Raw genomic sequence first — 10,822 nt, 5'->3', positions numbered from 1 at the left:
TCGACCTGATCGACGACCGACAATTTAAAGGTCAACGTGTAGTCGCGCTGACTGCGCCTTTCACCCGTGTTCATTACTTCCTCCTGAGAATGGGTCAGAAGGTGTAAACCTTATTCAGGACGGGACACAGGCAAAAAAACAGGGGACTTCATGGAAGTCCCCTTTTGTTTGTCCGCGTTGCAGGTTTCGTTTCAACGACGCCAGAAGAAACGAGTAAACAGCGCATCGATACTGAGCTTGCCGCCACCCGACAGCACCAGCGGCGTGAAGGCCACCAGGTAGATCAATGGCAGCTTGAAGTTGCCGTACCCCTTGTTGCTGATGGCATACCCTTGGGCAAGTTCGCTCAGGGTGTGCCAGTCGGCGGGCCAATGGATGGCGGCGGTTGCGACGAGGGTCACCACCATCAGGCTCAACGCCGAAAAACGCGTGCCCAGGCCCAGCAGCAAGGTCATGGAAAAGATCAGTTCGGCCCACATCGACAGTTCCCAGTTCAGCGTCGCTGGAAGGTGGTCGAACGGAAACGGGAAGCGCTCCTGGATATCGTTGAACCAGTTCTGGCCGTTGAATTTCTCAAGGCCTGACTCGAAGAACTCCCAGGCGAGGAACACCCGCAGCGCCAAAGGCGCAACCCAGTCGCCGGCACGGTCGAGGTTCAGGTGCAGGCCTTTGACGGCCGAAGAAATGGAGGTGCTCATGGATGTTGATCTCTTTCAGGTCAGGGAGGCGGGGCAACGGCGTGCCCGGTGAGTTGAGCGTTTGACCGGCGCGGCCAATCGACAGGCGTATTTCATCAATGGGGTGTATCTGCGGTGTGTCGTTGTGGCGGGGTTTTGAGTGCGGGGTGTGTCAGGGGCGGGGCTGTATACAATGAGATACGTAACCGGCCACCACTGTCCCCCTGTAGGAGCGAGCTTGCTCGCGATGGTCGTTAACGAAAACGCGTGCCTGCTGGATAAACGCGGCGTTCCGGAGTCCATCGCGAGCAAGCTCGCTCCTACAGGGAAATTGCTATACATTTTCCAACCGCCCACAGCATGGTGATACCGCTTCATGTCTCTTGCGCTCGAACGTCTAATCGCTGGCACGCCCATCCCTTTCGCCGGTAATCGCGTCACTGTCGTCAGCCCCGAACTGGCGCAGCGCTTCCAGCCCGGTGACCACCTGCTGGTGGAGCAGGTCAGTGGCGAGTTGCTGCTGATCCCCGTGGCGGACCAGCAAGCGGCCAGCGTCGCGATCGAGCGCGCCGAAGCGGCGTTTACCGCGCTGTCGGCGGTGTCCGATCAAGCGATCAGCGCCTTCTTCGATCTGTTTGCCCAACGCCTGGAAACCCCGGAGTGCTGGGCCTTGATCGAGGCCGCCAACCTGGCCGACATCGAACGGGCCAAGGCGCGCGGTCGCTCGACCACCCGTTTGCTGGCCGATGAGCGCATGCGTCGCGACATGATCGCCGGCCTGCGCGCCTGGCGTGATGCAGCGGCCAGCCGTGGCAAGGTGATCAGTTGCGTCGAGCATGATGGCTGGAAAGTCGAACAAGTGGTCTCGCCGCTGGGCATCGTCGCATTTGTCTTCGAAGGCCGGCCGAATGTGTTTGCCGATGCGGCTGGTGTATTACGCACCGGCAACGCTGCCGTGCTGCGCATCGGCAGTGATGCGTTGGGTACGGCCCAGGCGATCGTCACCCATGCACTGAACCCTGCGCTGAGCGACGCCGGCTTGCCGGCCGGTGCGGTGTCGCTGGTGGAAAGTGTCAACCACGCCGCCGGTTGGGCGATGTTCGCTGACCGGCGCCTGTCACTGGCGGTGGCCCGTGGTTCGGGGCGCGCCGTCAGCCAGCTGGGCAGCATCGCGCAGCAGGCCGGCACGGCGGTCAGCCTGCACGGCACCGGTGGTGCGTGGCTGATCGCCAACGCCGATGCCGATGCTCAGCGCTTTGCCGCCGTGGTGCGCAACTCCCTGGACCGCAAGGTCTGCAACACCCTGAACGTCTGCCTGATTCACCGCGACCGTGCCGCCGAACTGGTGCCGCTGTTCCTCGATGCACTCGAGCAGGCCGGCACCGCACGGGGGCAGGGCTGCAAGCTGCACATCGTCGAAGGCAGCGAGTCGCATTTGCCGCAAGACTGGCTGGCTGCAACGGTCGAGGTGTACCGCGCCGACGGCTATCAGACCGAGGCGCAGGCCGAGCCATTGGCGGAAGATCAATTGGGCCGTGAGTGGGAATGGGAAGAAACCCCGGAAGTCAGTCTGAAAATCGTCGACGACCTGGACAGCGCCATTGCCTTGTTCAATCGCTACAGTCCGCAATTCACCGTGTCCTTGATCAGTGAAAGTGCCGAGGCACAGGAGCGTTTCTATAACGCGGTCAACGCGCCTTTTGTCGGCAATGGCATTACCCGATGGGTCGACGGCCAGTACGCGTTGAACAAGCCGGAACTGGGGCTTTCGAACTGGGAGAGCGGGCGCCTGTTTGCGCGCAGTGCGATTCTCTCGGGTGATGGCGTGTTCACCATTCGCAGCCGCATGACCCAGGTCGATCTGGGCGTCAAACGCTGAGCTGACGGAACCCGTGACCGCTGCAAGGGCGGTCACTTTCGTGATCAGACCGCGGTTCTGATTACGCGGCTTTGATCGCCTTGGCCGATACGGCACAAGTGCCCGGATGCTCGACCAGCGACACGAAGCTTCGGCTGCCGGCATCCAGTGCGTCGATCGAACCGGTCTCGATGTCGTACACCCAGCCATGCAGGTTCAACAGGCCCTTTTCCTGGGCCAGTCGCACACACGGGTGTGTCTGGATGTTGGCCAGTTGGGCGATGACATTCTCCCGGACCATCGAACTGACCTTGGCCGCCTCACTGGTGTGTGGCCGGGCTTCGTTGATCACTTTCGCCGACTCGGCATGTTGCAGCCAGCCGCTGACGGCGGGCAGGTGATCCATGCAGGTGCACTTGGCCACGGCCGTCATGGCGCCGCAGTCCGAATGGCCGCAGATCACGATGTCAGTCACGCCGAGCACAGCGACGGCGTATTCGACCGTGGCCGACACACCACCCGGATGCGGACTGTAGGACGGCACGATGTTGCCGGCGTTACGGATCACGAACAGTTCACCGGGTTCTTGTTGGGTCAGCAGTTCCGGCACGACACGGCTGTCGGAACAGCTGATGAACAGCGTGCCTGGATGTTGGGTGGTGGCCAGGTGTTTGAACAGGTCGGTGCGTTGCGCAAAGGCTTCTTTCTGAAACTTCAAAAAACCGTCGATGAGCGCTTTCATGATCGCTTCCTCATGGATGAGCAGGGTTCGGCCCGCACAGGGCGTGCGGGCCGGTATCAACTTAGAACGGACGCAGGGGCAGGAACTTGCCGTCGAGGGTGATGACGGCGCGGGAGCCGCCTTCCGGATCTTCGACTTTCTTCATGTCGAGCTTGAAGTTGATCGCGCTGATGATGCCGTCGCCGAACTGCTCATGAACCAGGGCTTTGAGGGTAGTGCCGTAGATCTGGATCATTTCGTAGAAGCGGTAGATGGTCGGGTCGGTCGGCACGCCAGAGAGGCTGCCGCGCAGCGGGATGATCTGCAGCCGGGCCACGGCGTCGGCGTCCAGTTCCAGCTTGTCGCCGACCACTTTTGCAGCGCTTTCAGGCAGCGGGTGTTGACCGAGCAGGGCGGCTGTGACGTAGGCCAGGCTCAAACCTGTGCCGTCGGCCAGGTCCTGCCACGACAGGTTTTTGCGCGCCTTGGCGTCCAGGACAGAAGTGGTCAGGGCCAGGCTTGGGTCGTTGTAGGCATGGGACTGTTGCATGGTGATTCTCCTATCGGAAGGGGTGTCGCTTGGGTGTGGGGCCATCTTCTGCCGAACCATCCATAGCGTCCAAGACCGATATACAATGCAATCCATAAGTACCGCCTATAGATTGAGAATCCCATGTTGCTTCGACATTTGCGTTATCTGCTGGCAGTGGCCGACCACGGTGGCTTCACCCGCGCCGCCGAAATGCTGCACGTGTCCCAGCCGACCTTGTCGCAGCAGATCCGCCAGCTGGAAGAATCCCTCGGTGTGAGCCTGTTCGACCGCACCTCGCGCACGGTCAAACCCACCGATGCCGGCGAGGCTTACATTGCATGCGCGCGGCGGGTACTGGTGGAGCTGGAGGCGGGCAAACGTGCGTTGCACGACGTGAAGGACTTGTCCCGCGGGAACCTGCGCCTGGCCATGACGCCGACCTTCATGGCCTATCTGGTAGGGCCGCTGGTGCGCGACTACATGGCGCGTTACCCAAACATCCATCTGGAGATTTTCGAGCTATCGATGGACGAGATCGAGGCGGGGCTGGCCGATGATTCGCTGGATATCGCGATCGCGTTTGATCAGGTGAGAAGCACCGACATCGAATCGATTCCGGCCTTTACCGAAACCCTGGGGTTGATGGTTGGGCGCGATCATCCGCTATATGAGCATCAGGCGGCGTTGTCCGCTGAAGAGATAGCCCGCCTTGAGTTCGCCCTGCTGACCCCCGACTACATAACCCGCACGTGCATCGATGCGTATTTCGCTCAGGCGCACATCACGCCCAAGGTTGTGATTGAAGTGAATTCGGTCAATACGCTGCTGGAAGTCGTCCGCCATTGCGCCATCGCCACCATCCTGCCGGAACCCATCGCTACTCAGGATCGGGCATTGCGCAAATTGTCCATGCAGGGCGCAGCGCCAGAGCGTGGGGCCGCGTTGCTACGGCGTAAGAACAACTATCACAGCGCGGCGGCGTTGGCGTTTGTGGAGCTGGTGATCGGCGCTGATCTTTTTTGATTGGCCCAAATACCTGTGGGAGCGAGCTTGCTCCCACATTGGTTATTTAGCAGACATAAAAAAGCCTGCTCCTTTTTGGGAGCAGGCCTTGTTTATCAATAAGTCAGCAATGACTCATTTCAATTAGTAGAACCGGTCAATCACCCGAACTTCGTTCTGATCCTGCATCGAGGCCCAGGCCTGTTTCAGGGTTTGCAGAACATTACCGATGAAGTCCTTGTCGGCCGCGGCCTTCTTGCCGACATAGCCCTGACCGCGACGGTACATCTTCAGTCGGGCGAGCAGGTTCTGGTTGTTCTGGTCGAACTCTGCTTCATGGGCGTGCGGCGACAGGCAGTCGATATGAACCTGGCCACACTTGCTGATCCAGAGAATATGGTTGTCGTGGCTGTCTTTCTTTGCAGCGAAGATACGAGCCAGTTCATCGATAGTTGGTTGATTGTTCAGATTCATCATAAAGCCCCTTGACCAATTGGTGATCTTTCAAAGTTGATTCGCTAATACAGGTAGCCCATCGGTTAGTTGATCCCTGGCACCGAAACCAGGACGTCAGCGTTCGACCGCCTTATCGGGCGGGGTCCTGCGTCTGCTGCATGTAGTCGTGTTGAATAACTGCTACGCAATAGCGTCACAACGAAGAGAAGCGGCGAAAACCTTAAGGCCACTGCCGACGTTTTCAGGGTCGGCCACAAGCTTCATGAGGATTGCTCGCCAAGACTTCTCGCCCTTGTACTGGACGTTCAGGCCAGGTCAGCTTCTTCAATCTGCCTTGTGGGCAGCGTGTATCCGGGAAAAACAGCTCGGCGGTCAGACGAGCTTGCTCAAACGTGTTGCCTGTACTCCCGATCGGGGAGACGTCTGCATCATGCAAGGGCAAATCGGAGGCGTCAACGGTTTTGTAGTGAATATTTTTGGTCACTACATATTGTCGGACAATGCTGTTGGGAATTAGCGGGGAAGTCGAGGGCGTGTCGGTCAGGACGACAATGGCGGACACTGAAAGCGGTAAAAAGTGCAGGGATGGCGGTCAATCACCTGCTGATGCAAGGTGAGTCCGCCAATGTCGAGCCCCGGCATCACGGCGGCCCAGAACAGGCGTGCCGGCTGGTTCGCCTCGATGTGGAAAATCTGCCATTGACCGGGGAATTGGCTCAAGAGAGTGGAAACGACAAATCGTGCGACACCCCGGCCACGGAAGCGTCGACTGACAAACAGATAGCCGATGTTGTACTCGGCACCGGGTAGATGGGTCTGGTTATCCACGGTTACGAAGCCGGCCAGTTCTGCGTCGACCTTGATCAGGAAGGGGCGGGTGGCCGGGTTTCGCCAGTAGTCCGGCATGGGCAGGATGTTGAAGAAACCGTATTCGCCCAGTTTCAGCGGCAACCATTCGCTGAAGTCGTAGGCGTAGAACTGCATCAGGTTCTCGATGGTTTCCAGCTCATCGCGTTGGGCGGCGTGCAGTTCTATCGAAGACATTCGAAGTGGCTCCTGACAGGCCAAGGGACACAATTGATTATGGCCGGCGTCGCACGATCCGTGGCGAGGGAGCTTGCTCCCGCTGGACCGGTCCGCGTTCGGGCGCAGCAGTCCCTGTTTTGGTTTTTGGGGGCCGCTTTGCGGCCCAGTGGGAGCAAGCTCCCTCGCCACAGGGTTCGGTGTCAGGTTTACGTGTTGCTTGCCGGTTTTGACCTGCGCTTGGTACCGCTCGCTGGTTTGCGCGGGGCGCCTTTACGTTTTTTCTTCCATGGGGCTGCGGCGGAACCGGTGGGCGGTGGGCCGCTGATGGTCATGCTCAGCCCGGCGCAACGGCTGACTTGCTTGCTCATCCACGCCGCCTGTTTGGTGACGAATTCTTCCAGGCTCATTTCCCCGCTTTGCACCATGTCCAGGGCCTGTTCCCAGATCGCCGTGGTGCCCGGATCGGCGATGGCCCGCGGTACGGCGTCGATCAGGCTGAACGCGGCTGGCGTCGCGGCCAGGGCCTTGCCGTTCTTGACCAGATAGCCACGGTCGAGCAGGCCCTGGATGATCGACGCGCGAGTCGCTTCGGTGCCGATGCCGGTGGTGTCCTTGAGTTTTTGCTTGAGTAGCGGGTCTTCCACCAGTTTGGCGACATTCTTCATCGCCTTGATCAGATCGCCTTCAGTGAACGGCTTCGGCGGCTGGGTCCAGAGGTCCTTGAGTCGCACGCCGGCCACTGCGCAATCGATGCCTTCGGCCAGGTTGGGTAGGGTCTGCGGCGCGGGAGCTTCGCGCCCCTTGGCCTGCGCCAGCGCTTCGGGCAGGGCGCGTTTCCAGCCCGGCTCGATGATCTGCTTGCCGACAGCGCGTAAGGCCTCGCCGGCGCAGTCGAAGTCGGCCTGGGTGCGGTCGTACTCGTGATTGGGCAGGAACTGCGCCAGGTATCGAGCACGGATCAGGGTGTAGACCGCGCGCTGTTTGCCCGCCAGCTTGTCGAGATTCTTCGCCGCAGCAGTGGGAATGATGCCGTGGTGAGCGCTGACCCTAGCATCGTTCCAGGCCCGTGAGCGCCATTGCGGATCCAGGTGATCGTGCAAGGCGTTCAACGCCGGATCGGCCTGGCGCAGTGCCGCCAGGATGGCCGGTGCTTCGCTGTGCTGGCTGAGGGGCAAGTAGCCGCAATCACTGCGTGGATAGGTAATGACTTTGTAGGTTTCGTACAGCGCCTGGGCGATGTCGAGGGTTTCCTGGGCGCCGAGGCCGAGCTTCTTCGAGCAGACCTCCTGCAGGGTGCCCAGATCGAACGGCAGCGGGGCCACTTCGCGCATCCGCTCGGTGCGCAGTTTGATCACCCGCGCACTGGCCGCGCCGCTCATGGCGGCCGCCGCTTGTTGCGCCAGCGCCTGATTCAGGCAGCGGTCCTGATCGTCGCAAACCTCGGATGCCGCGCGCCATTGAGCGGTGAACGCGGTGCCGTTGTGCAGCAGTTGCACGTCGATGGCCCAATAGGGGACGGGCACGAAGTCGGCGATGCTGCGATCGCGATCCACCACCAGGCGCAAGGTCGGCGTTTGCACCCGGCCGACCGGCAACACGCCTTGATAGCCAGACTGGCGCCCCAGCAAGGTGAACAGCCGACTCATGTTCATGCCGATCAGCCAGTCGGCCCGGGAGCGCCCCAGGGCCGAGTGATAGAGGCTGAAGGTCTCGTTCCCCGGTTTGAGTGCCGCCAGAGCCTTGCGGATGGACGCATCGTCCAGCGCCGACAACCAGAGCCGGCGGATCGGCCCGCGATAGCGGCAATGTTCCACCAGTTCCCGGGCGATCATCTCGCCCTCGCGGTCGGCGTCCGTGGCAATGATCAGTTCGGACGCTTCACCGAGCAGACGCTTGACCGCCTTGTATTGGCTGGCGGTGCGCGGCTTGACGGTCATTTTCCATTTTTCGGGAATGATCGGCAGGTCCGCCAGCACCCAGCGCTTGTAGCGTGCGTCGTAGGCGTCCGGCGGTGCGGTTTCCAGCAGATGGCCGATGCACCAGGTCACCGTGACGTCCGTTCCCAGCCAACAGCCATCGCCCCGGCGCCGGGCGCCGAGGACTGCCGCGATGTCTTTGGCCTGGGAAGGTTTTTCACAGAGGTACAGCCGCATAACCACCATCGTCGATCAATGTGCGAGAGATGCACAGAATGGCGGTTGATGGACGATGGAGCAATCTTTATCTGTATGGATGTACAGCTTTGTGTGTTGCGCCGGCCTGGCTCCGTTCGGCTGCGAAGCAGTCGCGAGGGTGAAACTTGGGTTATACCTGATACACCGAGGTCTCAGGTTTTGGCGCTGCTGCGCAGCCCATCGCGGGCAAGCCACGCTCCCACATCATCGATTTGCAGGTCCATCACCGTCATGAGGAACGCATTCCATGAAAAGCTCCGGTCCTAGCCCTGTCATCACCATCGCCGAGCAGCCTGGCTGCCTGCTGGTAAGGTTTCACGGTATTCAAGTAGCCGCCTCGGCGCGGGCCCTGGTGTTGCTGGAGGCCAATTACCCGCCGGTGTACTACGTGCCGCGTGAGGATATCGACGAGAAGTATTTCGCCCGCACCGACCACACCAGTTATTGCCCGTACAAGGGCGATGCCAGCTATTTCAGTTTGCAGGTGCCAGGGTATGAAGCTGCCAACGCGGCGTGGAGTTACGAGAATCCCAAGGTGTCTGTCGAACAGATTCGTGAGTATGTGGCGTTCTACCCGGATCAAGTGAAGTTCGAGTTGCTCGATGCCGAGGTTTGATTGGGGCTGATCGGGGCGCGACGAGGGAGCCTGCTCCCTCGTCGCCAGGCCTTGCCTCAGTTCTTGTCGAGATCGACGTTGCGCGTCTCACGCAAGCACAGCATTCCCACCACCAGGCTCACCCCGGTGATCACCACCGGATACCACAGCCCGTAGAAGATGTCCCCGGTGTACACCACCAGCGCGAACGACACGGTCGGCAAAAAGCCGCCGAACCAGCCGTTGCCGATGTGATAGGGCAAGGACATCGAGGTGTAGCGGATGCGGGTCGGGAACAGTTCGACCATCAGCGCCGCCAGCGGGCCGTAGCACATCGCGGAGATGATGATCAGCGCGACGATCAGCGCCACGATCATCGGCTTGTTGATCTGCTGCATGTCCGCCTGTTGCGGGTAGCCGGCGAGGGTCACGGCACCGCGCAGGGCGGCTTCGTCGAAACCATCGATCTTCACGTCGCCGACGCTGACCTGCACGCCACTGCCGGCCGGGGCCGCTGCGCTCTGGTACGGCAGGCCCTGCTTGACCAGGAAGGTCTTGACCTTGTCGCACGGGCTGTCGAATTTCGCCTTGCCCACCGGGTCGAACTGGAAGGTACAGGTGGCCGGGTCGGCCATCACGGTGATCGGTGCCTGGCGGCTGGCCTGGTCGATGGCCGGGTTGGCGTAGTGGGCCAGGGTCTTGAAAATCGGGAAATACAGCGCGGTGGCCAGCAGCAGGCCGATCATCAGCACCGGTTTGCGCCCGACCTTGTCCGACAGCCAGCCAAAGAAAATGAAGAAGGGGGCGCCAATGATCACGCTGACAATCAGCAAACCGTTGGCCACGGCCGGGTCCATTTTCAGGAACTGGGTGAGGAAGAACAGCACATAGAATTGCGCGGCGTAGAAGGTCACCGCTTGCCCGGCATTGATGCTGAACAGCGCGATCAACACCACTTTGAGGTTTTCCCACTTACCGAAGGAGTCGCGAATCGGCTGTTTACACAGCTTGCCTTCCGATTTCATTTTCACGAAGGCCGGCGACTCGTGCAGGCTCAGGCGAATCCAGGTCGAGATGCCCAGCAGCACGATGGAAAACAGGAACGGAATGCGCCAGCCCCAGACTTCGAACTGATCGCCGGTGAAGTAGCGGCAGCCCAGCACCACCAGCAGCGAGAGCAGCAGGCCCAGGGTCGCGGTGGATTGAATCCAGCTGGTGTGGAAGCCTCGCTTGCCAATGGGCGCGTGCTCGGCGACATAGGTCGCGGCGCCGCCGTATTCACCGCCCAGGGCCAGGCCCTGGAGCATGCGCAACACCACCAGGATGATTGGCGCTGCGATGCCGATGCTGGCGTAGGTCGGCAGCAATCCGACGCAGAACGTTGCCAGGCCCATGAGGATGATGGTGGCGAGGAAGGTGTACTTGCGCCCGATCATGTCCCCCAGCCGCCCGAACACCAGCGCACCGAACGGCCGGACGATGAAGCCGGCGGCGAAGGCCATCAGCGCAAAGATAAACGCCGTGGTGTCGTTGACCCCGGCGAAAAATTGCTTGCTGATCACCGCCGCGAGGGCGCCATAGAGGAAAAAGTCGTACCACTCGAAGACCGTCCCGAGGGACGAGGCAAAGATGACTTTCTGGGTTTCCTGACTGGTGCCCGCGCTGCGCACGGCTTCCAGGGACTGAGCGTGTTCTGACATACCGGTATCCCTCACAGTGATTGTTTTTGTTGTTCCACTGGTGTTGCGTGTTCCTTGTAGGAGCGAGCCTGCTCGCGATGG

At 60.7% G+C, this 10,822-nt stretch carries 10 protein-coding genes; 3 read left to right on the top strand and 7 right to left on the bottom strand.

What is annotated here, in order from left to right; translation table 11 throughout:
- Positions 1-191 precede the first annotated feature (191 nt).
- Positions 192-698, bottom strand: coding sequence for a DoxX family protein (locus KGA83_RS05180; protein ID WP_108215978.1), 507 nt, complete (start codon positions 696-698; stop codon positions 192-194).
- A gap of 355 nt (positions 699-1,053) precedes the next feature.
- Here KGA83_RS05180 and KGA83_RS05175 point away from each other — a divergent pair, with 355 nt between their 5' ends.
- Positions 1,054-2,556 carry an aldehyde dehydrogenase family protein gene (locus KGA83_RS05175; RefSeq protein WP_108215977.1) on the top strand — a complete coding sequence of 501 codons (1,503 nt, stop codon included), beginning with the start codon at positions 1,054-1,056 and terminating at the stop codon, positions 2,554-2,556.
- A 61-nt stretch (positions 2,557-2,617) separates the two neighbouring features.
- On the opposite strand, the gene KGA83_RS05170 is transcribed toward KGA83_RS05175, so the two are convergent.
- Positions 2,618-3,277 (bottom strand): carbonic anhydrase, encoded by a 660-nt coding sequence (locus tag KGA83_RS05170; RefSeq protein WP_108215976.1) that lies wholly within the window; start codon positions 3,275-3,277, stop codon positions 2,618-2,620.
- Positions 3,278-3,338: 61 nt separating this feature from the next.
- On the bottom strand, positions 3,339-3,806 hold the full coding sequence (cynS, locus tag KGA83_RS05165) for a cyanase (RefSeq protein WP_007971791.1): 468 nt from the start codon (positions 3,804-3,806) through the stop codon (positions 3,339-3,341).
- A 123-nt stretch (positions 3,807-3,929) separates the two neighbouring features.
- Here cynS and cynR point away from each other — a divergent pair, with 123 nt between their 5' ends.
- Positions 3,930-4,811, top strand: coding sequence for a transcriptional regulator CynR (gene cynR / locus KGA83_RS05160; RefSeq protein ID WP_108215975.1), 882 nt, complete (start codon positions 3,930-3,932; stop codon positions 4,809-4,811).
- Positions 4,812-4,934: 123 nt separating this feature from the next.
- Here cynR and KGA83_RS05155 read toward each other — a convergent pair whose 3' ends face one another.
- From KGA83_RS05155 to KGA83_RS05145, 3 genes are all read right to left on the bottom strand, one after another.
- Entirely contained in the window at positions 4,935-5,264 is a 330-nt protein-coding gene (locus tag KGA83_RS05155) for a hypothetical protein (protein WP_108215974.1), read from the bottom strand.
- Positions 5,265-5,786: 522 nt separating this feature from the next.
- Entirely contained in the window at positions 5,787-6,290 is a 504-nt protein-coding gene (locus KGA83_RS05150) for a GNAT family N-acetyltransferase (RefSeq protein WP_108216090.1), read from the bottom strand.
- A 188-nt stretch (positions 6,291-6,478) separates the two neighbouring features.
- Complete coding sequence (locus tag KGA83_RS05145; protein WP_263292504.1) at positions 6,479-8,425, bottom strand: DNA topoisomerase III; 1,947 nt, start codon at positions 8,423-8,425, stop codon at positions 6,479-6,481.
- A gap of 268 nt (positions 8,426-8,693) precedes the next feature.
- Here KGA83_RS05145 and KGA83_RS05140 point away from each other — a divergent pair, with 268 nt between their 5' ends.
- A complete protein-coding gene (locus KGA83_RS05140) occupies positions 8,694-9,062 on the top strand; it encodes a DUF427 domain-containing protein (RefSeq protein ID WP_115947437.1) in 369 nt (122 codons plus the stop codon).
- A gap of 56 nt (positions 9,063-9,118) precedes the next feature.
- Here the strand turns inward: KGA83_RS05140 and KGA83_RS05135 are convergent, their stop codons facing one another.
- Positions 9,119-10,741, bottom strand: a complete 1,623-nt coding sequence (locus KGA83_RS05135) for an MFS transporter (RefSeq protein ID WP_223528886.1) — start codon at positions 10,739-10,741, stop codon at positions 9,119-9,121.
- Positions 10,742-10,822: the final 81 nt, after the last annotated feature.

This window comes from Pseudomonas sp. GL-R-19, assembly GCF_019956375.1.
In the GTDB taxonomy this organism is placed as follows: Bacteria; Pseudomonadota; Gammaproteobacteria; order Pseudomonadales; family Pseudomonadaceae; genus Aquipseudomonas.
This window is presented reverse-complemented; position numbering and strand designations above follow the sequence as displayed.

Coding starts and splice junctions, on each gene's coding strand:
- KGA83_RS05175 (WP_108215977.1), top strand. CDS start 1,054: ATGTCTCTTGCGCTCGAACGTCTAATCGCTGGCACGCCCATCCCTTTC.
- KGA83_RS05140 (WP_115947437.1), top strand. CDS start 8,694: ATGAAAAGCTCCGGTCCTAGCCCTGTCATCACCATCGCCGAGCAGCCT.
- KGA83_RS05135 (WP_223528886.1), bottom strand. CDS start 10,741: ATGTCAGAACACGCTCAGTCCCTGGAAGCCGTGCGCAGCGCGGGCACC.
- cynR (WP_108215975.1), top strand. CDS start 3,930: ATGTTGCTTCGACATTTGCGTTATCTGCTGGCAGTGGCCGACCACGGT.
- KGA83_RS05170 (WP_108215976.1), bottom strand. CDS start 3,277: ATGAAAGCGCTCATCGACGGTTTTTTGAAGTTTCAGAAAGAAGCCTTT.
- cynS (WP_007971791.1), bottom strand. CDS start 3,806: ATGCAACAGTCCCATGCCTACAACGACCCAAGCCTGGCCCTGACCACT.
- KGA83_RS05180 (WP_108215978.1), bottom strand. CDS start 698: ATGAGCACCTCCATTTCTTCGGCCGTCAAAGGCCTGCACCTGAACCTC.
- KGA83_RS05155 (WP_108215974.1), bottom strand. CDS start 5,264: ATGAATCTGAACAATCAACCAACTATCGATGAACTGGCTCGTATCTTC.
- KGA83_RS05145 (WP_263292504.1), bottom strand. CDS start 8,425: ATGCGGCTGTACCTCTGTGAAAAACCTTCCCAGGCCAAAGACATCGCG.
- KGA83_RS05150 (WP_108216090.1), bottom strand. CDS start 6,290: ATGTCTTCGATAGAACTGCACGCCGCCCAACGCGATGAGCTGGAAACC.